A 21,268-nucleotide genomic window follows, 5' to 3' on the forward strand; every position below is an offset into this window, starting at 1 on the left:
GCCTCCTTACGCTTCTGTGTCTACTGTCATTCCGAGTTCTTGCTTCACCCAGTCGTAACCTTCTGCCTCGAGTCGCTGTGCGAGCTCTTTACCACCAGACATGACGATTTTCCCGTCCATCATGATGTGTACGAAGTCTGGCTCGATATAGTTGAGGAGACGTTGGTAGTGCGTGATAATCAAGCAGCCGAACTCTTCTGAACGCATTTCGTTTACGCCTTTGGCAACGACTTTAAGGGCATCAATATCAAGACCTGAGTCGATTTCATCCAAGATGGCGATGTTCGGTTGAATCATCATCATTTGAAGAATTTCGTTACGCTTCTTCTCACCGCCTGAGAATCCTTCGTTTAAATAACGGTGTGCCATTTCTGAAGGGATTTCGAGAAGCTCCATCTTCGCATCGAGTTCACGGATGAACTTCATGAGCGAGATTTCTTGACCTTCTTCACGACGTGAGTTGATTGCCGAACGCAAGAAGTCCGCGTTTGTGACACCACTGATTTCAGCCGGGTACTGCATCGCAAGGAACATCCCTGCTTGTGCGCGCTCGTCGACTTCCATCTCGAGGACATCTTCGCCGTTTAATTCGACGCTTCCCCCAGTGACCTCATAAAGTGGATGACCCATGAGTGCTGATGCGAGTGTTGATTTACCAGTCCCGTTAGGACCCATGATGGCATGAATTTCGCCACCTTTAATTTCTAGGTTAAGACCTTTGACAATCTCTTTTCCTTCGATTGAGACGCGGAGGTCATCAATTTTCATTTGTGGTACGTTAGACATTCGGATACCCCTTCCGTATTTTCTCGCCATAGTGAATGGCGTAGATTAGATATATTCTAATCTTAGACTAGTCATTTTTTTATTTCAAGCGACTCACCTTAGAATTCATTCTCAATAGAATGATAAAAGTTGAGAATGCTAATAGTAGGAAATCAAGACATTATCCGGCATTCTCTTCGACGAGTGCGAGGACTGCTTTCCGCTCTCGTACGGCAGCCGCGAAGAAGAAGGCACCACATCCCGTCAAGAGCGCCAAACTTCCGAATACAGGAAGCGATGACTGACCGAATGTATCGAGTAACACGCCACCGATAATCGGTCCGATTGTCTGTCCGAGTGACGTCAATCCCATCGCCCCGAAATAAGTGCCTCGTAAATGTTCCGGCGCGAGTTCATCCGTCAAGACGTCCGTCATGGTGAACATCAACACCTCACCGACGGTAAAGATGGCCATCGCGACAAATAGTACCCACTCTACCGTCGCAAATCCAATAAGCAAAAGTCCGAATGACAAGGTCGAAATCCCGAAAAAGAGTGACTTGATCGGAGAGACACGGATCCCGAAACGCATAATCGGATATTGGACGATGAGAACCGTGATGGCGTTCGTCGTTAATAAGTAGGCGAATAATCTCGAGCCTTCTTCTAATCCATCGCGTAGCGCGATGAATTGCGGGAGCGTCGAATTGAACTGGCTATAACCGATAATCGCGAAGATCATCCCGATGATGACCGCCCGAAACGTTCGGTCATCTCTCAGGACACGAAACGTCTCCGTCAAGCGCGGACGTGCCTTGATTCCGTCCCCTTCTTCAAACGGATATTTGTAAAACAAGATAGATATAATGATCCCGTATAATATGTAGACAGCCGTCACGACGAAGAATGCAGTCTTCACACCAGTGAGTGACAAGACGACCGCCAAGAGTGGTCCGATGGCCGCGGCGATATTGATCATGAAGTAACGGACATTATAGACGATGACCCGCTGATCTGCCTGCGTCGTATCACTGATGAGTGCACGCGAAGCCGGTTCTAGGAATGATCGCGACATCCCCATCAACATCGATAGCATGTAAAACCAAAACAGTTCCGTCGCAAGTGCGAGACCAGCGAACGTGACGGCATTAAGCACGATCCCGATCAACATGAGCTGTTTTCGTCCATACCGATCAGAGAGTGTCCCCCCAAAGAAGCTCATGAACAGACCTGAAAGTGCCGTCACGGCAAAGATCGTTCCGATCACACTCGCTGAAAAGCCGAGCGTAGCTAGATAGATCGCAAAAAATGGCATGACAAAAAACGTCGCCAGTCGTGCAAAAAACGTCCCGAACAGGACGCCCCACGTCAGTGGATGAATCTGTCTGAGCTTCATCCAAATCCCCCCTTTTCTTTCATATATGTAGTGTACTTCTCTTTATGAAAGAACACTAGACAAAAAAAGACCCAGGAGGAAGTCTCCTGAGTCGAAATGACTTATTGTTTGACCGGTACGACCGCACCTTTGTATTCGTCCAAGATCCACTGTTGTGTCTCTTCAGACGTCAATACTTCGAGGAGTGCCTTGACGCGCTCGTCTTCTTCGTCCCCTTCACGCGTGACGATCAAGTTGACGTATGGTGAATCTTCCCCTTCGAGTGCAATCGCATCTTCGAGTGGGTTGAGACCTGCATCGATCGCATAGTTCGTGTTGATGAGGACCGCATCACCTTCTCCATTGTTGTAAGCCGTTGGAAGAAGTGCTGCTTCCACGTCCGTCTTGAATTTCAAGTCTTTCGGGTTGTCGACGATGTCAGCGACTGTCGCATCGACCGTTTTGCCTTCCGCAAGCGTGATGAGACCTTCTGACTGGAGCATCGTAAGGATTCGTCCGTGGTCAGCGACCGATGAGCTCATGATGATTTCCGCTCCTTCAGGAAGCTCGTCAAGCGATTTGTATTTTTGTGAGTAGACACCGATCGGCTCGATGTGCACGCCACCTGCTGATGCGAATTTGTAGTCTTTGTTCTCAGCCATTTGTGACTCAAGGTATGGCTCGTGTTGGAAGTAGTTCGCATCGAGCTCACCGCTCGCGAGCGTCTTGTTCGGAAGCACGTAGTCTTGGAACTTCTTGATTTCGAGTTTGTAACCTTTTGCTTCATATTCTTCTTGTACGTGCTCTAAAATCTCAGCGTGCGGTACGTTTGACGCACCGACGATCAATGTTTTGCCATCGCCAGAACCTGTTTCCGCCTCTTCCCCGCCGCAAGCCGCGAGAACTGTGAATGCTGATAAAGCTGTCAATCCGAGTACTGTTTTCCAAGTTTTCATAATGAATCCCTCCAAATGGTATATGTGTGATTATGCTGAACGTTTATCAATTTTTGTGACGAGTCGGTCACCGATGAACTGGATGACGAAAACGATGATCAAGATGAGCACCGTCGCGACGAACGTGACGTCGTTTTGTGAGCGTTGGAACCCTTCCAAGAAAGCCAAGTTCCCGAGTCCGCCGCCACCGACGACCCCCGCCATTGCCGTATAACCGACGATGGCTACGATGGTCACCGTGAGTCCCGACACGATTGCCGGAAGAGCTTCCGGAATCAAGACTTTATAGATGATTTGCCATTTCGTCGCCCCCATCGATTCGGCCGCCTCGATGACCCCACGGTCGACTTCACGAAGCGCAAGTTCGACCATCCGAGCGTAGAACGGTGCCGCTCCGATGATGAGCGCCGGAAGCGCCGCCGTCGAACCGAGCATCGTCCCGAGTAGGAACAACGTGAACGGGATGAGTAAGATAATTAAGATGATGAACGGAATCGAACGGAACACGTTGACGATCGCGCTGACGAAGACGTAAATCGGACGATTCTTCAATAAAAGTGATTCGTTTGTAATATAGAGAATCAAACCTAAAGCGAGTCCGATCACAAACGTCGCCACACCTGCGACGAGCGTCATGTATAACGTCTCCCAAGTCTGCTCCATCATAATTTGCCAATCTACGTTAGGAAACATCGCTTTCCACCTCCACTTCTACGGATTGCGAACGAATCGACGTGATGGCACGTTCGATTTCACTTGCTTCCCCAATCAGTTGGATGAATAGCGTACCGAGCGCACCGACTTGTGACTGGGTCACGTTCCCGCCGATGATGTTGAATCCGATATCATGCGTCTTGAGGACGTCAGACAAAATCGGTTGTTCTGCCGTCTCGTTCAAGAATTTCAATTTGACGATTTGACCGCTCGGATACCGTTCTTTAAGGTGTTCGAACGTGAGCGACAGATCGTCGACCGCCCCGATTTGCTTGACGAATTCTTTCGTAATCGGTTGCTCCGGATGTTGGAACACGTCCGAAACTTGACCCGTCTCGACGACTTTTCCGGCCTCCATCACGGCGACACGGTGACAAATCTTTTGGATGACGTGCATCTCATGCGTGATGAGGACGATCGTCAATCCGAGCTTTTTATTGATGCTGACGAGCAGTTCGAGAATCGAATCCGTCGTCTTCGGGTCGAGCGCGCTTGTCGCTTCGTCACAGAGGAGAACCTCAGGATTGGTAGCGAGCGCGCGGGCGATCCCGACTCGCTGTTTTTGACCGCCCGACAGTTGCGATGGATAGCTATCCTCGCGACCAGCCAAGCCTACGAGTTCGACGAGTTCCTGGACGCGTCGTTTCCGTTCACTTGCCGGAACCCCGATCAGTTCGAGTGGGAAACTGATGTTTTCTGCGACCGTGCGCGACCACAGAAGATTAAAGTGCTGGAAGACCATCGAGACGTTCTTGCGAACTCCCCGTAGTTCTTTCGGGCTGAGCTTCGTGAGCTCACTCCCGGCGACCTCGATTTCACCGCTTGACGGAGACTCGAGACGGTTGAGTAATCGGATGAGCGTCGACTTCCCCGCCCCCGAATATCCGATTATTCCAAAAATTTCACCGCGATCAATCGTTAGTGATACATCATCGACCGCCTGGACACGACCATTCTTCGTATCGAACCATTTGGCGACGTTTCGTAATTGAATCAATACCTTTCCCTCCTGACAACAAAAAAAGCGCGCACGTTTGAGCAAACGTGCGCACTTTATCGTACGGACAACGATTGCTCTCATCTGTCAAGGTTTCTCACCTTGCTGGAATTAGCACCATTTCGGATTGCTCCGCGGTTGCTGGGCGTCATAGGGCCAGTCCCTCAGCCTCTCTTGATAAGAGTGTTGTGTATTCGATTAGCTTTATCATAGCGACAGCTTTTTCTGCTGTCAAATCCTTTATTCAAAAAAATTAAAAAAAGGTGCCGTCCGAGGACGACACAGAACGTAGCACCTTGAGTCACGGAAGGACAGCCCATAGATGAAAATCTTTTGCCCGTTCAAGATTTACATCCTTATATGGGGGAGATTCACCAATCATCACTCGATCTTAGCTTGGACCGTGCGATTATACGGAACGTCTGTCTTCGCTTGATTTTTTTGGGGGACAATCGAAGGGAAGACTGACGTGTATTCGTATAAAGGTAGCAGCGGCTTCGCCAAAACGTCTTGATATCGGGAATATCGCGTCCTATTTTGTGTTCAAGTAAGATGTTGTAATGAATATACCATTCGTGAACTTTCTGTGTCAACTGATTATTTAAAATTTTCAGATTATTCTAATGTTCCTCTCTCACTTCACGAAAGAGAGGACATGTTGCACATTTTGAAACGCGTACAATCGATCTTGAACCTCGCCATTTTCAAGCTTCAACAGGGCGGGTACGCTCATCACTTGGTAGGCTTCTAGCTCTTTTGGGATATAGTTCGCATCTCGCTTTTCGATTTTAATTTCAGGGTCGACCGCTTCGACGACCGTCAACATTTTTTCCGCCACAGCGCATGTACCACACATCGGGGCGTATATATATAAGAATCCGTCTGTAATCATTCTTCTCACCTCTCTTGTCATTATAAGGGGCGATGGATTCCCGTTCAAAAATCGTGCTCTCGTAAAAATTCAGAATTTTTCAATGATTCTCTTGACTCTTTCTGGTGAGAGGAATAATATGGGTTCTAACTTTATCGCTTTTGTACATAACAGCAAAGAAGAAGGACAGGTGAATGAATGATGACGGAACCAACAACAGGTACGATGAAACAGTTCACGATGAACGTCTTAAACGGTCTCAGCATGGCGATTCTGATCGCCCTTATCCCGAGCGCACTACTCGGTGAATTAACGAAAGCCATACTTCCGTATTTTCCGTCTCTTCAATTCATATTGGATGCGACGACGATTGCGATGCGGCTTCTGCCAGCCATTATCGGGCTAGCGGTCGCCATGCAGTTCGGACGATCGATTCTCGAAGCCGGGACGATCGCGATTGCAACGTATGTCGGTAGCGGTGCCGTTCGAATCGACGAAGGTGCGTTCGTGATGGCGGGCATCGGGGATGTGATCACAGCCGGTGTGACCGCTGCAATCGCTACACTTCTAGTCATGAAGCTCGCTCCCCACTTGAAGACGTATACGGTCATTGTTATGCCGATGACCATCATTGTCGTCGCAGGAGGCATCGGTACCTTCTTGTTGACGTACATTTCCCAAATCACGACGTATATCGGTCTACTCATCATGACCATGACTGACCTGCAACCGGTCCTCATGGGGATCCTGATCGCCATGGCGTTCTCGCTCATCATCGTTTCGCCGATCTCGACCGTCGGGATTGCGACGGCCATCAGCCTGTCCGGTGTCGCGGCGGGTGCGGCGAACCTCGGAGTCGTTGCAGCCGGATTCGGTCTCGCGATCGCCGGATGGCAGGCGAACGCGACCGGCACATCGATTGCCCATTTCCTCGGTTCTCCGAAGATTCAGATGGCGAACTTTGTCCGACGCCCCATCATGATGCTTCCCATTTTGGCAAATGCGGCGATTCTCGGTGCGCTCGCTGGAATCCTAAAAATTGAGGGAACGCCAATCAGCGCCGGGTTCGGGGTGTCAGGACTCATCGGTCCAGTGAACGCCCTTCATCTCATGCCGGGTGGATTCGCTCTCTTCAACGTCCTGCTCGTCATCGTCTTGTTCGGTCTGATTCCCGTCGCACTCGGAATCTTCTTCTATCGCGTGTTTGAACGGGCGACTCTCGTCAAATCCGATCATTACCGACTCGATTTCGAGTAAAAAAAAGCCGGCTTCTCCATTGGAGAGGCCGGTTTTGATTATCCTTGAATCATCGCTTCGTATTCTTCTGCAGACATGAGCTTGTCGAGGTCTGACTCTTCCGTCAACTCGACTTCGATCATCCATGCGTTTTCAAACGGTGACTCGTTGACGAGTTCTGGAGAATCCGCGAGGTCCTCGTTCACTGCTGTGATGCGACCTGATACTGGTGCATACAACTCAGAGACCGTCTTCACTGATTCGACTGAACCGAATGGCTCGTCGAGCAAAATCGTACCATCGACTTCTGGAAGTTCGACAAACACGATATCCCCTAGTTCGCTTTGTGCGAAATCCGTGATGCCGATGCGGGCTTTCGTTCCGTTTACTTCTACCCACTCATGTTCTTTTGAATAACGTAAATTTGCTGGTACTTTGCTCATCCTAACTTCCCCCTCAAATAAATTAGACTCACATCTGTATTATAGCACTTAGCCCCAAACGTCCGTAAAGGACTTTTCTGAAAATCCGATGGTCGTTTTTTCACCATTTGTGACGATTGGTCGCTTCAAAAGCATACCATTGCTCGCTAATAGCTCAAGTTGTTCGTCTTCTGATAGATTTGGCAGCTTGTCCTTGATGCCTTCGTTCCGATAGACTTGCCCGCTCGTATTGAAGAACTTCTTGAGTGGTAGACCTGATTGTTTCCACAGTTCGGCGAGTTCCGCTTTCGTCGGTGTCGATTCAACGATATGAGCGTATGTATACGCGATGCCTTGCTCCTTCAACCATTTTTCTGCTTTTTTACATGTACTGCATGGTGGATAGCCGTATAGTGTCACCATCTGTTCATCACCTCTATTCTCAATGTAGCATATTCCGAGAAATCAATTCACGTCTCAAGCAACCGTTCAATCTCTCGCTTCATCGTCGGGTTCACTTCGTGCCTCGCTTCAATCAACCGTAAGATCGCCGCTGCCGCCTCGATTGACCTGCCGTATCCTTTTACCCCATCTGACAAGAAGGGAATCATCTCCGGCTGTCTTGACTCGACCCGGCGTGTCGGATTGAACGGATCTCCTTGTCCGCCGAGCGCCTTCAAGACGTTTTGAACGGCCGCGACTTGGACGAGTTCGAATCCGGCGAGCATCTCGCCCCGACGTTCCCGAAGTAAGCCGACATATAGGTTCGTCAACGCCTCTTCATAATAATAATCCGCTGATTCACGTGTGATTTCGAGGCGTGGTGTCGCAAATACTTCGAGCGCCTCGTCCCGTCGCCAGACGACACGTCCTGGCGTATAGGCGATGGTCGCCAGTTCATGCAGTTCAAAGACGGCGAACTCACCATAAATGCCATCTTGATACATGATTTTATGCCCGTCCTTCGTGTTTTGGAACTGATAGTGAAGCGGTTCGACCTCGAGCCAGTCGAGTCGGTCGATAAAGCGCGCCTTCTGCCCATCTTCGACAATCAAAAAGAAATCGAGGTCCGAATACTCATCCAACCGCTCCGTCTCTTGTCCAATCGAACCCAATGCGAGCAGCATGAGCGTCCCGTCCTTTTCGGCAACGGACCGTCCAATGCGTTCCATCCGGTCGAGTAATACATCTCGTTTTGTCATCGTCTCTCCCCCTCGTCTCTATTGTACGTGGCAGAGCTCAAAAAAAGAAAGGGTCGACCGCGTCCGGTCCACCCTTTCTGTCCATTTGATTAGACGATAAACTTGTTCGCTTTGATGAGGCTCGCTGCGACTTCGCGCTTCGTGCCGATCACATTAATCGGTTGATAGCGGCTGAACTTCTTCATTGCCGAGAGAAGCATACGTTGCTCGTCACCAGACGCCGCTGCGTACAACACTTCTTTCGCCATGAGTTCGACTTGCTTGAACACTTGCTCCGCAAAGATTTCTGTGTAGCGGACTTTGAGCGTGTTCTTCTCTTCGCCTGAACGGGCAATCGCTTTGTCTGTACGAGCGATGGCTGCTTCAAGCGCATAGATGGCACTGATCATGTCTGCGATCTTCGCCAAGATTTCTTGTTCGTTTTGAAGGTCTTGTTGATACTTCTGGACAGCTGTACCCGCGACCATCAAGTTGATCTTCTTCATGTTCGAAAGGAGCATCTTCTCGCGAGCGAGTGGTGAGCCGTCCAATTCTTGTGGCATGTAGCTCATGAGCTCTTTTTGAAGTTTTTGCGCTTCTGCGAGGAGCGGCAATTCACCTTTCATCGCTTTCTTGAGGAGCGTACCTGGGACGATCAAACGGTTGATCTCGTTCGTTCCTTCGAAGATGCGGTTGATTCGCGAGTCACGATAGAGGTTCTCGACTTCATATTCTGCCATGAATCCGTATCCACCGTGAATCTGGACCGCTTCGTCGACAACGTAGTCGAACGTTTCAGAAGCGAATACTTTGTTGAGTGAGCATTCGATCGCATATTCTGCGATTGCTTGTGCGACTTTTGATCCGTCGCGCATGTTCTCATCACCGAGTGCGTCCAAGCTGTCCTGGAACAAACCACCTGTACGATAGACTGAACTTTCCATCGCATAGATGTTCGCTGCCATCGTCGCCAATTTCTCTTGGATGAGTGGGAATTGGCTGATCGGTGTCTTGAACTGTTTACGCTCGTTCGCGTATTGAACCGAGAGGTCGAATGCACGTTTTGAAGAACCGACTGCTCCGACTGCGAGTTTGTAACGACCGACGTTCAAGATGTTGAAGGCGATGACGTGACCTTTTCCGATTTCACCGAGAAGGTTGTCGACTGGTACTTCGACGTCTTCAAGGATGAGCGTACGTGTCGACGAGCCCTTGATTCCCATCTTCTGTTCTTCTGCGCCTGTTGAGACTCCTTTGAAGTCACGCTCGACGATGAAGGCACTGAACTTGTCGCCATCGATTTTTGCGTATACGACGAACACGTTCGCGAAGCCGGCGTTTGTGATCCATTGTTTCTCACCGTTCAAGACGTAGTGCGTGCCCGCCTCGTTCAAGACAGCTGTCGTTTTCGCACCGAGGGCGTCAGAACCTGAGCCTGGCTCCGTGAGGGCGTAAGCCGCGATCCATTCACCTGTCGCGAGTTTTGGCAAATACTTGTGTTTTTGCTCTTCTGATCCGAAGAAGACGATTGGAAGCGTCCCGATCCCGACGTGTGCGCCGTAGCTGAGCGCGAACGAACGTGCTTTCGCGAAGCGCTCCGTGATGATCGAAGATGAGATTTTATCGAGTTGGTAACCGCCGTACTCTTCTGGAACGTCTGCTCCGAGAAGACCGAGCTCGCCCGCTTCTTTCAACAATTCGACAGAGAGGTCGAACTCGTGTTTCTCGATGCGCTCGAGGACTGGCATGACGCGGTCATCGACGAATCCTGCCGTCGTGTCCCCAATCATCTTATGCTCATCTGAGAAATCCTCTGGTGTGAAGAGACGCTCTGCGTCGAGTGCGTCAATGACAAAGCTACCGCCTTTAATCAATTCATGTTCTGTACGTTCCATATCCGATTCCCCCTTATAGTAATTCGAAGACACCAGCCGCGCCCATTCCGCCGCCGATACACATCGTGACAACCCCATACTTCTCATTGCGTCGTTTCATTTCGTGCAAGATCGAGACTGAAAGTTTTGCTCCCGTACATCCGAGTGGGTGACCGAGGGCGATAGCGCCGCCGTTCACGTTCACTTTCGATGGATCGATGCCGAGTTCACGGATGACACCGAGTGACTGGCTCGCGAACGCTTCGTTCAACTCGAACAATCCGACTTCTTCTAACTTCACGCCAGCCATCTCGAGTGCTTTCGGAATGGCGACGACTGGTCCGATTCCCATCACTTCCGGACGGACACCGCCGACCGCGAACGAGAGGAACTTGGCCATCGGTTGCAATCCTTGGCGTTCTGCTTCTTCACGGTCCATGACGAGAACTGCTGCTGCTCCGTCGGATACTTGTGAAGCGTTACCCGCCGTGACCGATCCTTTGATTTTGAAAGCCGGGCGAAGTTTACCGAGCGCTTCGATTGTTGAATCGGCACGGACACCTTCGTCATGCTTGACGACTTTCTCCACTTCCGCGACTTTCCCGTCTTCACCGAGTACGTGCTCGATGACCGTCACAGGAACGATTTCTTCCTGGAACTTGCCACCTGCGATGGCTGCCGCCGCCTTTTGGTGACTGTTGATAGCAAATGCATCTTGGTCTTCGCGCGAGATGTTGTATTCAGCTGCGACACGTTCTGCCGTATGTCCCATGCTCATGTAGTACTCTGGTGCCGTCTCCATGATGTGTGGGTTTGGACGGATGACGTGACCACCCATCGGCACTTGGCTCATCGACTCCATACCGCCGGCGATGATGGCCGTCGCTTGACCGATCATGATTTTCGCCGCCGCATCCGCGATGGCTTGAAGACCTGACGAGCAGTAGCGGTTGATGGTGATCGCTGGAACTTCGTGCGACAGTCCCCCCCGGACCGCCGCATAGCGAGCGATGTTCATCCCTTGCTCCGCTTCTGGCATCGCACAACCCATGATGACGTCATCAATCGGGCCTTTATATCCTGAACGCTCAAGCGTTGCCTTGATGGCATATCCCGCGAGCTCGTCCGAACGTACGTTACGGAACGAACCGCGTTTTGCTTTTCCGACCGGCGTCCGTGCGCCGGCTACGATGACTGCTTCCCTCATCTGTTTTGTCCCCCTTTATCAGTTCCGTAGTGGTTTGCCTTTCACGAGCATATGTTGCATCCGTTGTTGTGACTTCGGCTCCCCGATGAGGCTCAAGAAGGCTTCACGCTCGATGTCGAGGAAATACTGTTCATCGACGAGCGTACCGTATGCCAAATCGCCACCACTGATGACGTGCGCGAGTTTCTTCGCAATCTTCAAATCATGCTCTGAAATATAACCGCCGTAGAACATTTCATACGCCGCGAGTTCGAGCGTCGCTTTCCCTGTTTGACCGACGACCGGTAACTTTTCACGAACCGGTGCCGTGTACCCGTCAGCCAGTTCAAGGACCGTCTGTTTCGCATCGAACGTCAAGTGGTCACGGTTCATCGAGATGCCATCGACCGCACGGTGGTAACCGAGTGTCTTCGCATCAAATGCCGACTTCGATACTTTCGCCATCGCAATGTTCTCAAATGTCTGTTGCGCAGCCTTCTCGATGTTTTGCATCGATTTTGGTGTCTGCTCAAGGAGACGACGGTACGTGTTGACGTTTCCGCCTCCACCAGGGATGAGGCCGACACCGACTTCGACGAGACCCATATATGTCTCAAGCGCGGCTTGCATACGGGCTGCCGGTAAGCTGATTTCCGTACCACCACCGAGCGTCATGCCGTATGGTGCGGCAACGACCGGGCGACTTGAATAACGAATCTTTTGAACGACTTGTTGGAACTTGTTGATGATCCAATCGAGTTCGAACCAGTTCTCGTCTTCTGCTTCCATGAGCATCATCGCAAGGTTGGCTCCGACACAGAAGTTCTTGCCATCGTTGGCGAGGACCATTCCTTTGAAGTCTTGCTCGACGCGGTCGATCGACTGTTCGATCATCTGCATGATGTCGACACCGATCGCGTTGTTTGGTGATGTGAATTCGAGTGCGACGACGTCATCGCCGATATCGACGAGGCGTGCCCCACCGTTCTCTAGGATGATGCCGTTTGATTTTGCGAGCGGCTTGAGTTTCAATTCTTTCGGGTTGACGGTCTTCTCGACATACGCCTTCGACGCTTTATCGTAATACTGGTCTCCCTTATAGAATGACGTGTTGCCTGCAGCAAGCATCTCATCGATCCATGCCGGGACGTCATAGCCTTCCGCTTTCATACGCTCGACTGATTTCTCCACACCGAGGGCATCCCACATCTCGAACGGTCCAAACTTCCAACCGAAGCCCCACTTCATCGCATCGTCAATCGCAACGATCGTATCGGCGATTTCACCAGTGAGACGTGCCGAGTAAGCGAGCGTCTTCGCCGTGATTGGCCAGAGCAATTGTCCGACGCGACCTTTGTTCAAGATGGCACCTTTCAATTTCGCTTTTGAGCCTGGAAGTGACTTGATTTGATCGAGTTCAGGAACTGTAATCGCTTTCAATTGTTCGTATTCGAACGTCTGAAGGTTCAACTCCTGGATGACCTTGCCTTCTTTCTTATAGAAGCCTTGACCAGCCTTTTGTCCGATCCAACCTTTTTCAACGAGTTGCTTCATTTCTGAAGGGACGTCGAACGTGTCCTTCTCTTCCCCAGCTTCGAGTGTCTCGTAGACGTTCCCCGCCACGTGGACGAATGTGTCGATTCCGACGACGTCGAGTGTGCGGAACGTCGCTGATTTTGGACGACCGATGAGTGGACCTGTGATCGAGTCCATCTCTCCGATTGAAGCGTTTTGCTTGAGCATCTCTTCAAACGTGACGAGAAGACCATACGTCCCGATCCGGTTCCCAATGAAGTTCGGTGTGTCTTTTGCTTCGACGACACCTTTGCCGAGACGATCTTCCGCGAAACGTGACATGAAGTCGATGACCGGACGGGCTGTCTTCTCCGTCGGGATGAGTTCGAGCAACTTCAAGTAACGCGGTGGGTTGAAGAAGTGTGTCCCGAGGAAGCGTGATTTCAATCCTTCCGGAAGGGCACTTGCCATCGCTTCGATGGAAATCCCTGACGTGTTCGAGCTGAGAATCGCATCTTCACGGATGTAAGGTGCAATCTTCTCGAAGAGTTGTTGCTTCACATCGAGACGTTCGACGACGACTTCGATGACCCAATCCGCTTCTTTCAAACGCTCTAAGTCATCTTCTAAGTTCCCGACTTCGATGAAGTTGAGATGATCGGCTGTCGCAAGTGGTGCTGGATTTTGTTTCAGTAGTTTTTGACGGTTTTCTGAGGCGATGCGATTGCGTACTTCTGGTGACTCCAGCGTCAACCCTTTCGCTTCCTCTTTAGATGTCAATTCACGTGGTACGATGTCGAGCATGAGCGAACGAATCCCCGCGTTCGCCAAGTGAGCCGCAATCCCCGCCCCCATTACTCCTGAACCGATGACGACCGCAAAACGAATTGAGTTCGTCAAACGGAGGTCGGTTGATTGTTCGATGTGACTCGTCATAGTGTTCCCCCCTAAAATGAGAATGAATAGTGATTCATTTCACGCGTAAAAAAAATCGCAATCACCATCGTGTTTACTCTTCTATCATAAATGAATGAACATTCATTCGCAAGCGTTCATTTTTCAATTTCATTCCATTTTTTGAATGAGCGATTAGTTTTCAATGGGTGTGGTATAGACAAAAAGAGTCAAATTCAGAAAGGGGAATGTATACATGCATGATAATCGTTTAAACACTGTCGGTAGCCGAAAGGACTTTGAGTCGTTTAAGAAGAAAGCCCAAGAACAGGCACACCAACCGGGAATCGATTCGAAGATGGAGCCTTTCCCGATCTATGAACGGGAAGATTATAAAGGTAGTGACAAGTTAAAAGATAAGGTCGCCATCATCACCGGTGGGGATTCCGGAATCGGAAAGTCGGTCGCCATCTTTTTCGCCCACGAAGGTGCGAACTCCGTCATCGTCTATAAAGACCAAAACGAACTCGAGGACGCGGAAGCGACGAAAGAACGGATTGAGGACTTAGGTCAAGCCTGTCTCTTGCTTCAAGGCGACCTCGGCGAATCTTCTTTCTGTCAACGAGTCGTTGAAGAGACGCTCGAGACGTTCGGTCGGATTGACATCCTCGTCAATAACGCTGCCGAACAACATCCACAGGAGTCGCTCCTCGATATATCAGACGATCAACTCGAGAAGACGTTCCGCACGAATATCTTCAGCATGTTCTACTTAACGAAAGCAGCGCTCCCCTACTTAAAAGAAGGAGCGAGCATCATCAATACGACCTCGATCACAGCCTATGAAGGAAACGACCAATTGATTGACTATGCATCGACGAAAGGTGCCATCACGGCATTCACCCGCTCGCTCGCCAAAAACTTGGCGGACAAGAAGATTCGCGTCAACGGGGTCGCCCCGGGACCGATTTGGACACCGCTCATCCCGTCAACGTTTGACGCGGAGAAGGTGAAATCGTTCGGCGATTCAGCAGAGATGAAACGACCGGGGCAACCGGCCGAACTCGCACCGGCGTATGTCTATCTCGCAAGCGATGATTCGACATACGTCAGTGGTCAAGTCATCCACGTAAATGGTGGAACCGTGATTAATGGATAATTGTTCGAAGACTCAGTTCGTAGCTGAGTCTTCTTTTTGTGCAGTTCATCCAGAAGAACATCAAGAACTTTTCTTTTGGCTGTCCGATCAAATCGGTCCAGATTTTTGGGTAAGTGAGGACGAGAACAAGAAATCGTAACACCTCCGCTACATAGAAGACCGAATGTATCGACGTTATCCATACATCAAAAAGCACGAACATCCTCGACGAATGTTCGTGCTCATTTTATTTCTTCACCATTCCCTTTAACACGAACGCCACGTTTGCCGGGCGCTCTGCGAGACGGCGCATGAAGTAACCGTACCAGTCACGACCGTATGGCACGTAGACACGGACTTTGTATCCTTGGCGCACGAGCTCGAGTTGACGCTCGACGCGGATGCCGTATAACATCTGGAACTCGAACTGGTCGAGTGGAATGTTGTTCTCTTTGACGTGCTCGATGATGGCGTCAATCATATGGTCATCGTGTGTCGCGATGGATGCGTAGTTCCCGTTCGCAAGATGGAGTTTGACGAGCTTCACGTAGTTATGGTCCACGTCCTCTTTTTCAGGGAACGCGACCGTCGCCGGCTCTTTATATGCCCCTTTGACAATGCGGAGGTTCGGCTTGAGCGGCGCAAGATGATTGATGTCATCTTCCGAGCGGTACAAGTACGACTGGATGACCGTTCCGAGACCGTCGAATTCAGCTTTCAGCTTTTTGAACAATTCGAGCGTCTTTTCACAACGCTGCTCATCTTCCATATCGATGGCCACAAAGACCCCGACTCGTTGTGCGACCGTCAAAATTTGACGCATGTTGTCTTCAATCAACTCGTCCGAGATATCGAATCCGAGTGACGTCAGCTTGAGTGACATATAGGCGTCTAATTGCTCTTCTGCCATAATTTCAATCGCACGCATGATCTCGTCGCGATTCGTATTCGCCTCTTCGACCGTCTTAATAAATTCCCCGAGATGATCGACCGTGACCGACAACCCTTTCGCGTTCAATTCGCGAATCGTCGGGACAGAAGCCTTAAAGTCTTCCCCTGCTACAAAGCGTGATGCACCAAATCGTAGGCCATATTTCTTTGCCAAACTGTTGAGTGTTTTGTTTTGTGACATGTAGATAAATCCATCGCGCAACACTTTTTCCATCTGATTTTCCCCCTTACTTTTACACCCATCTATCTCTATGATGATGTCTGCAATTATTATGACACACAAACGTCATTTCGTCTGTATTTTTGTAACCGTTTGCAGCACTTTCTTCCCAACTTTTCAAAAAAGACAGACGTCCCGTAGGACGGCTGTCTTATAGGCTTGTCGAAGGTGCGACATAGAGTAAAATACTGAGGAAGATGAACACGCTTCCCGCTAGGACGAACAAGTGCCAAATGGCATGGTTGAACGGCAGTTTTTGCCACACGTAAAACACGATACCGACCGAATAGGCGATCCCTCCTGCGAGAAGAAGCATGAACCCTTGATGACCGAGTGATTCATACAACGGACGGATGGCGATGATGCAGATCCAGCCAAGTGCGAGGTATGTCACATTGGACACCCACATGTACTTTCCGGTCGAAAATAGTTTCCACACAATCCCGAGAATTGCCACACCCCACACGATCCCGAATAACGTCCAGCCGAGCGTCCCGTGAAGGGTCACGAGGGCGAACGGCGTATAACTTCCGGCGATGAGTAAGTAAATCCCCGCATGGTCGAACACTTGCAACACCCGCTTCGCCCGTGGATGCGGAATGGCGTGCATGAGCGTCGAGAAGAGATAGAGTAAAATCATCGATGCCCCGAACACACTGACCGCGGTGACGTTCCATGTGCTCCCACTCTCTGTCGCGCTCATGACGAGCAGGACGAGGGCGACGATGCTGAAGATGACTCCCAGGCCGTGCGTGACCGCGCTCGCAATCTCTTCCCCGAGCGTGTCGGCATGGAGCATCTCTTTGAGTTGCTCTTGTTTCATGTGCTCCCACCTTCCATAACTGTTCCTTCTAGTATGGACATTTCCCGATTTGAACGCAATCAAAAACACGGGCTACCGATTAGCCCGTGTCGAGATTATGCGACTTCTTTCACCGGAACGTCACATTCCATTTGCGCTGCTCGCATCGCGCGTGCCCGTTTGTGGAACAAGACGAGAAGCGTCAACGTGCCGAGTGTCGAGATGACGTACGGAAGGACTCCGTCCAGTTTGAAGCCGATTGGCGCCGTCAAGATGTAGAACCAGACTGCATATAACATGAACGTCCCCGGAAGGAGCGCGATGTAGTGGTTTTTCCCTTTAATGTAAAGGTACATCGCCCCGACGAACAGTGCGATGACCGCCGTCGTCTGGTTCGCCCAGTTGAAGTATTGCCAAAGCATTTGGAAGTCCATGTTCGTGAGCACGTATGAGATCGCGAAGAGTGGAAGCGCGATCCAAAGACGTGACGAGAACTTCTTCTGTGCGATCGACATGTAGTCCGCGATAATCATCCGTGCGCTACGGAATGCCGTATCTCCTGACGTGATTGGTAAGACGATGACTCCAAGAATCGCGAGTGTCCCGCCGATGCTGCCGAGCATGAGTGTCGCCACTTCTTGCACGACGAGTGCCGGAGTGCCCGCACTGATGAGTCCAAGTAATTCACCCGGCTCAAAGATGGCCATCGCCGCTCCAGCCCAAATCATCGCGATGACCGCTTCGGCGATCATCATGCCGTAGAAGATTTCACGGCCGTTGCTTTCTTTCATCGTCGTCCGCGAAATGATCGGTGACTGTGTCGCATGGAAACCAGAGAGCGCCCCACATGAAATCGTAAAGAAGAGGAGCGGCCAGATCGGTAAGCCGTCCGGATGCATGTTCGTCAATGTCATCTCTGGAATCTTGTATCCTTGAGCGAACAAGCTGACCGCAATCCCGATGGCACTGATGACGAGTAGCGCCCCGAAGAACGGGTAGATACGTCCGATAATCTTATCGACCGGGAGAAGCGTCGCCAAGATGTAGTAAGCGAATACGGCGAAGATGACGATGGTGAGCGTCGATGCGTTCCCATCGAACAAGTTGTTGATCATGTTACTCGGAGACGTGACGAACACCGTCCCGACAAGAAGTAAGAGTAAGAGTGCAAACCCGTTGACGATATGGCGAAGCGAACGCCCGAGAAACTTTTCCGCCAGTTGTGGCAAGTGTGCCCCGTTGTTTCGAAGGGAAATCATTCCTGTCAAATAGTCATGAACCGCACCGGCAAAGATCGATCCGAAGACGATCCAAAGGAAGGCGACCGGTCCGTAGAGCGCCCCCATGATTGGTCCAAAGATTGGTCCGACACCGGCGATGTTGAGCAATTGAATCATCGAGTTCCGTTTTTTGCCCATCGGCACGTAGTCGATGCCGTCCTGAGACGCATAGGCGGGCGTCGTCCGCTCTTCCTTGATGCCGAACGTCTTCTCGACGTAACGACCATATACTAAATACCCGACCAAAAGTAGTGCGAGTGCGACGAAGAATGTAATCATCTGTCAGTCCCCTTTTCCGTACATATGTAGCCGAATCCCATCAGCTCTTCGGTTTACACGTGTCATGTAACCGATTACATGTTTGATTATACATAAGACTAGATGATAATGTAAGGGCTTTCATTCACATTTTAGACACTTTTATTCGACAAAAAACGACGCCCGATTCGGACGTCGTTCTGTACTTATTTCAAGTTGAAAGTTGATTGTTTTGCGCCAGAACCATCGTAGTCACTCGCGATGACTTTGTACGTCCCTTTCGCAAGGCCTTTTTTGAATGTGAACGTATACGTACCAGCCCAGCTCGCCTTCACTTTTGCAACTTGCTTGCCTTTGGCGTCTTTCAAGAGGACCGTCGCGCCTGGTGTCGTTTTCCCGATCAAGGCACGCGTACCCGCTTTCACGCCTTTCGTGTTCTTCGGCGTCACCATCTTAGGTTTCTCAATCACAAATGACTCGGATTCAACCACTTTACCAGAAACATCTTTCGCTTCGATTTCATAGCTTGCCGCAACGAAACCAGCACGCTTCGTGAATTCGAATTTACCAGATGCATCTGCCGTCGCATAGGCGATTCGTTTTCCGTCCCGCTTCAACACCATTTTCGCACCTGGCGAAGACGTTCCCTTCAGTACTGGCGTGTTGGCATACGTCAAACGTTTCGAGATGGCTGGCGTTCCGACAAATCCGTCTCCGACGACTTTCGTTTCCGTCATCGTCTTCCCGTTCAATTCGCTTTCAATCGTCAACGACTGACGAAGTTTGAGTGGCTTGACTGTCAAACGGTACATCCCTTGTGCATCGGCTGTCGTCGTGGCGAGAACCGTTTGGCCATCTTTCAATGTCACGTTCGCATTTGGCGCCGTCTTCCCGGTCACGACTTTCGCACCTGGTTTGATGACATCGACCGAAAGCGTCAAATCAACTGGTACTGCCTCGAGCTCCGTCGTATAAGTGCGGAAGAGACGACCTGCCGCATCTTGACGGGTCGCGTCCGTCGCTTCGATTCCTTCGTAAAGGTTCAAGTACTGCTTCCCTGCATCCGCTGTCTCAAATGTCACCGAACGCTTCGCGTCTGCGACAATCTTCCAGTTGTTGTCGGCTTTGTAGTCCAACTTGTCTTTACTTTCGACAATGTAGTCCGAGATGACGTTACGTGTCTCATACGCTGAGCGATAGACGATGTTCTTCCCGCCACCAAGGCCTGGGAACGATGAAGAACCTGCGCGATAGTTGTTCGTCGCGACCAAGAACTCTTGGTCCATCTTGATTGGTTGTCCATTGTACTCGACGTTCTTCACGCGATTCGCGTTTTCGTTGACGAGCTTTCCGCCGACATCGAACTTCGCAGGACCCGTGACATCGATCTCATACGTCAAACCGTCGAGAACATCAAAGTTGTAGCTACGGAATTGAAGGTTGAGTAAGTTTTCGCCGTCTTCTTCGATCTGATCAAACGCACCCGCTGACATCTCGAGCCAATCCATGACATCTTTTCCTGTCACTTTGACGACTTCGAGCGTGTTCGGATACACGTAAAGGTCCGCGACGTTTTTCAAAGCGATTTGCCCTTTCGGGATATTCGTATAGTAGCTTGCATCTGTCAATTCACGTCCACCCGCTTTGAACGGTGCGCCTGCTGACAAGAGTGGCAACTCTTTATATGCAGAAAGTTCCGGGTTCGTTTCGAGCTCTTTTTCGACATACCACTTCTGTGCGTTCGTCACGAACTGAACCGATGCATCATCACGGACGAGTGCGAAGTAGCTCTGGATGTCATCTTGAATCGTTGGATCGACCGCCGTATCTGCTGTCACCGAGTCGAGTGCGGCCGATGCGTCAAGAATCTGCCACTTGCCATCTACGAGTTCAAGCTCGAAGTCGATGACGCCGAGGTCCTTCCCTTGGTTGTTCGCCATGACGACCGGCTTGCCATTGATCGTCCCTTTTGTCATATCGACGTTCGGGAACGAAGCGAACATGCCTTTCGCATCCGGGAAGCGACCGTGTTGGTGCCCCGTCATGACCATGTCGAGTTGTTCATCTGCAAGTGTCGCACTGTCACCGATGCCTGAGTGCGCGAGGGCGACGACGACGTCCGCTCCCCGGTCTTTCAATTTTTTGAACAGCTTCACGTGCGGACGGGATGATATCCTCTGCCGTCACACGACCTTGAAGGTTCCCCGAATCCCATGACATGATTTTCGGAGGGACGACTCCGAACACACCGATCTTGATCGTATGTGTTTCCCCATCCAAGTCTGTGACCGTTCGTTCGATGATTTGGACCTCTTGTCCATCCACGTTGAACTTCGAGACAATCGGGTGACCTTCTAAATCTTTGACGTTCGAGTTGACGAAACGCAGTTTCCCTTTCGACCCTTCCATCGCGTTGTATAAGAATGCGAGACCGAAGTTAAATTCATGGTTCCCGAGTGTGACGGCATCGTAGTTGAGTGCCGCCATCGCCTTGTACATCGGATGTTCGAACGCTTCATTTTTATCGACTTGGCTCTCACGGACTTGACACTCCCACGGCTAAAGCCGCAAGCTCACCCTTCGGGATGAGTGGGATTCTGAAGTGCTTGTGCGAGCGCAGTCCATTTCTGTTT

General features: G+C 50.6%; 19 protein-coding genes and 1 riboswitch. Of the genes, 2 read left to right on the plus strand and 17 right to left on the minus strand.

The window, feature by feature from the left end:
- Positions 1 to 6: 6 nt before the first annotated feature.
- The 6 genes from sufC to KNO72_RS06380 form a co-directional block, all read right to left on the minus strand.
- Positions 7 to 768, minus strand: coding sequence for a Fe-S cluster assembly ATPase SufC (gene sufC / locus KNO72_RS06355; protein WP_143180266.1), 762 nt, complete (start codon positions 766 to 768; stop codon positions 7 to 9).
- Between the two features lie 178 nt (positions 769 to 946).
- The gene (locus KNO72_RS06360; RefSeq protein WP_214757535.1) at positions 947 to 2,161 is read right to left on the minus strand and encodes an MDR family MFS transporter; all 1,215 of its coding nucleotides are present in this window, start codon (positions 2,159 to 2,161) and stop codon (positions 947 to 949) included.
- A 101-nt stretch (positions 2,162 to 2,262) separates the two neighbouring features.
- Positions 2,263 to 3,096 carry a MetQ/NlpA family ABC transporter substrate-binding protein gene (locus KNO72_RS06365; RefSeq protein ID WP_214757537.1) on the minus strand — a complete coding sequence of 278 codons (834 nt, stop codon included), beginning with the start codon at positions 3,094 to 3,096 and terminating at the stop codon, positions 2,263 to 2,265.
- A gap of 30 nt (positions 3,097 to 3,126) precedes the next feature.
- Complete coding sequence (locus KNO72_RS06370; RefSeq protein WP_012726857.1) at positions 3,127 to 3,789, minus strand: methionine ABC transporter permease; 663 nt, start codon at positions 3,787 to 3,789, stop codon at positions 3,127 to 3,129.
- Positions 3,779 to 4,807 carry a methionine ABC transporter ATP-binding protein gene (locus tag KNO72_RS06375; protein ID WP_012726858.1) on the minus strand — a complete coding sequence of 343 codons (1,029 nt, stop codon included), beginning with the start codon at positions 4,805 to 4,807 and terminating at the stop codon, positions 3,779 to 3,781. The genes KNO72_RS06370 and KNO72_RS06375 overlap by 11 nt, the downstream gene beginning before the upstream one ends.
- Positions 4,808 to 4,884: 77 nt before the next feature.
- Positions 4,885 to 4,991: riboswitch (SAM riboswitch) on the minus strand.
- A 450-nt stretch (positions 4,992 to 5,441) separates the two neighbouring features.
- A complete protein-coding gene (locus tag KNO72_RS06380) occupies positions 5,442 to 5,699 on the minus strand; it encodes a thioredoxin family protein (RefSeq protein WP_078147274.1) in 258 nt (85 codons plus the stop codon).
- Positions 5,700 to 5,879: 180 nt separating this feature from the next.
- Here KNO72_RS06380 and KNO72_RS06385 point away from each other — a divergent pair, with 180 nt between their 5' ends.
- Complete coding sequence (locus KNO72_RS06385; RefSeq protein WP_251024865.1) at positions 5,880 to 6,935, plus strand: PTS sugar transporter subunit IIC; 1,056 nt, start codon at positions 5,880 to 5,882, stop codon at positions 6,933 to 6,935.
- Between the two features lie 38 nt (positions 6,936 to 6,973).
- Here KNO72_RS06385 and gcvH read toward each other — a convergent pair whose 3' ends face one another.
- The 6 genes from gcvH to KNO72_RS06415 all read right to left on the minus strand — a co-directional run bounded on the left by gcvH (position 6,974) and on the right by KNO72_RS06415 (position 14,028).
- Positions 6,974 to 7,357, minus strand: a complete 384-nt coding sequence (gene gcvH / locus KNO72_RS06390) for a glycine cleavage system protein GcvH (RefSeq protein ID WP_012726861.1) — start codon at positions 7,355 to 7,357, stop codon at positions 6,974 to 6,976.
- 48 nt (positions 7,358 to 7,405) lie between these two features.
- Entirely contained in the window at positions 7,406 to 7,759 is a 354-nt protein-coding gene (locus KNO72_RS06395; RefSeq protein ID WP_214683897.1) for an arsenate reductase family protein, read from the minus strand.
- A 47-nt stretch (positions 7,760 to 7,806) separates the two neighbouring features.
- Positions 7,807 to 8,538 carry a hypothetical protein gene (locus tag KNO72_RS06400; protein ID WP_214683896.1) on the minus strand — a complete coding sequence of 244 codons (732 nt, stop codon included), beginning with the start codon at positions 8,536 to 8,538 and terminating at the stop codon, positions 7,807 to 7,809.
- Between the two features lie 89 nt (positions 8,539 to 8,627).
- Positions 8,628 to 10,412 carry an acyl-CoA dehydrogenase family protein gene (locus KNO72_RS06405; RefSeq protein ID WP_214683894.1) on the minus strand — a complete coding sequence of 595 codons (1,785 nt, stop codon included), beginning with the start codon at positions 10,410 to 10,412 and terminating at the stop codon, positions 8,628 to 8,630.
- A gap of 13 nt (positions 10,413 to 10,425) precedes the next feature.
- Positions 10,426 to 11,598 (minus strand): acetyl-CoA C-acetyltransferase, encoded by a 1,173-nt coding sequence (locus KNO72_RS06410; protein WP_012726865.1) that lies wholly within the window; start codon positions 11,596 to 11,598, stop codon positions 10,426 to 10,428.
- A gap of 18 nt (positions 11,599 to 11,616) precedes the next feature.
- Positions 11,617 to 14,028 carry a 3-hydroxyacyl-CoA dehydrogenase/enoyl-CoA hydratase family protein gene (locus KNO72_RS06415; protein WP_214757539.1) on the minus strand — a complete coding sequence of 804 codons (2,412 nt, stop codon included), beginning with the start codon at positions 14,026 to 14,028 and terminating at the stop codon, positions 11,617 to 11,619.
- A 214-nt stretch (positions 14,029 to 14,242) separates the two neighbouring features.
- On the opposite strand from KNO72_RS06415, the gene KNO72_RS06420 reads away from it, so the two are divergent.
- Complete coding sequence (locus KNO72_RS06420; RefSeq protein ID WP_214687164.1) at positions 14,243 to 15,145, plus strand: SDR family oxidoreductase; 903 nt, start codon at positions 14,243 to 14,245, stop codon at positions 15,143 to 15,145.
- A 226-nt stretch (positions 15,146 to 15,371) separates the two neighbouring features.
- Here the strand turns inward: KNO72_RS06420 and KNO72_RS06425 are convergent, their stop codons facing one another.
- The 5 genes from KNO72_RS06425 to KNO72_RS15620 all read right to left on the minus strand — a co-directional run bounded on the left by KNO72_RS06425 (position 15,372) and on the right by KNO72_RS15620 (position 21,134).
- Complete coding sequence (locus KNO72_RS06425) at positions 15,372 to 16,289, minus strand: proline dehydrogenase family protein (RefSeq protein WP_078147281.1); 918 nt, start codon at positions 16,287 to 16,289, stop codon at positions 15,372 to 15,374.
- 157 nt (positions 16,290 to 16,446) lie between these two features.
- Positions 16,447 to 17,118 (minus strand): PAQR family membrane homeostasis protein TrhA, encoded by a 672-nt coding sequence (gene trhA, locus KNO72_RS06430; protein ID WP_012726872.1) that lies wholly within the window; start codon positions 17,116 to 17,118, stop codon positions 16,447 to 16,449.
- Positions 17,119 to 17,213: 95 nt separating this feature from the next.
- Positions 17,214 to 18,656 (minus strand): carbon starvation CstA family protein, encoded by a 1,443-nt coding sequence (locus KNO72_RS06435; protein WP_012726873.1) that lies wholly within the window; start codon positions 18,654 to 18,656, stop codon positions 17,214 to 17,216.
- A gap of 185 nt (positions 18,657 to 18,841) precedes the next feature.
- The gene (locus KNO72_RS06440; RefSeq protein ID WP_251028278.1) at positions 18,842 to 20,773 is read right to left on the minus strand and encodes an Ig-like domain-containing protein; all 1,932 of its coding nucleotides are present in this window, start codon (positions 20,771 to 20,773) and stop codon (positions 18,842 to 18,844) included.
- Positions 20,718 to 21,134 carry a hypothetical protein gene (locus KNO72_RS15620; protein WP_251025521.1) on the minus strand — a complete coding sequence of 139 codons (417 nt, stop codon included), beginning with the start codon at positions 21,132 to 21,134 and terminating at the stop codon, positions 20,718 to 20,720. The genes KNO72_RS06440 and KNO72_RS15620 overlap by 56 nt, the downstream gene beginning before the upstream one ends.
- Positions 21,135 to 21,268: the final 134 nt, after the last annotated feature.

The organism is Exiguobacterium sp. s123, from assembly GCF_018617075.1.
Classification (GTDB): domain Bacteria; phylum Bacillota; class Bacilli; order Exiguobacteriales; family Exiguobacteriaceae; genus Exiguobacterium; species Exiguobacterium profundum.

Coding starts and splice junctions, on each gene's coding strand:
- KNO72_RS06385 (WP_251024865.1), top strand. CDS start 5,880: ATGACGGAACCAACAACAGGTACGATGAAACAGTTCACGATGAACGTC.
- KNO72_RS06410 (WP_012726865.1), bottom strand. CDS start 11,598: ATGAGGGAAGCAGTCATCGTAGCCGGCGCACGGACGCCGGTCGGAAAA.
- KNO72_RS06365 (WP_214757537.1), bottom strand. CDS start 3,096: ATGAAAACTTGGAAAACAGTACTCGGATTGACAGCTTTATCAGCATTC.
- gcvH (WP_012726861.1), bottom strand. CDS start 7,357: ATGAGCAAAGTACCAGCAAATTTACGTTATTCAAAAGAACATGAGTGG.
- trhA (WP_012726872.1), bottom strand. CDS start 17,118: ATGAAACAAGAGCAACTCAAAGAGATGCTCCATGCCGACACGCTCGGG.
- sufC (WP_143180266.1), bottom strand. CDS start 768: ATGAAAATTGATGACCTCCGCGTCTCAATCGAAGGAAAAGAGATTGTC.
- KNO72_RS06370 (WP_012726857.1), bottom strand. CDS start 3,789: ATGTTTCCTAACGTAGATTGGCAAATTATGATGGAGCAGACTTGGGAG.
- KNO72_RS06395 (WP_214683897.1), bottom strand. CDS start 7,759: ATGGTGACACTATACGGCTATCCACCATGCAGTACATGTAAAAAAGCA.
- KNO72_RS06360 (WP_214757535.1), bottom strand. CDS start 2,161: ATGAAGCTCAGACAGATTCATCCACTGACGTGGGGCGTCCTGTTCGGG.
- KNO72_RS06380 (WP_078147274.1), bottom strand. CDS start 5,699: ATGATTACAGACGGATTCTTATATATATACGCCCCGATGTGTGGTACA.
- KNO72_RS06435 (WP_012726873.1), bottom strand. CDS start 18,656: ATGATTACATTCTTCGTCGCACTCGCACTACTTTTGGTCGGGTATTTA.
- KNO72_RS15620 (WP_251025521.1), bottom strand. CDS start 21,134: ATGTACAAGGCGATGGCGGCACTCAACTACGATGCCGTCACACTCGGG.
- KNO72_RS06415 (WP_214757539.1), bottom strand. CDS start 14,028: ATGACGAGTCACATCGAACAATCAACCGACCTCCGTTTGACGAACTCA.
- KNO72_RS06405 (WP_214683894.1), bottom strand. CDS start 10,412: ATGGAACGTACAGAACATGAATTGATTAAAGGCGGTAGCTTTGTCATT.
- KNO72_RS06425 (WP_078147281.1), bottom strand. CDS start 16,289: ATGGAAAAAGTGTTGCGCGATGGATTTATCTACATGTCACAAAACAAA.
- KNO72_RS06420 (WP_214687164.1), top strand. CDS start 14,243: ATGCATGATAATCGTTTAAACACTGTCGGTAGCCGAAAGGACTTTGAG.
- KNO72_RS06400 (WP_214683896.1), bottom strand. CDS start 8,538: ATGACAAAACGAGATGTATTACTCGACCGGATGGAACGCATTGGACGG.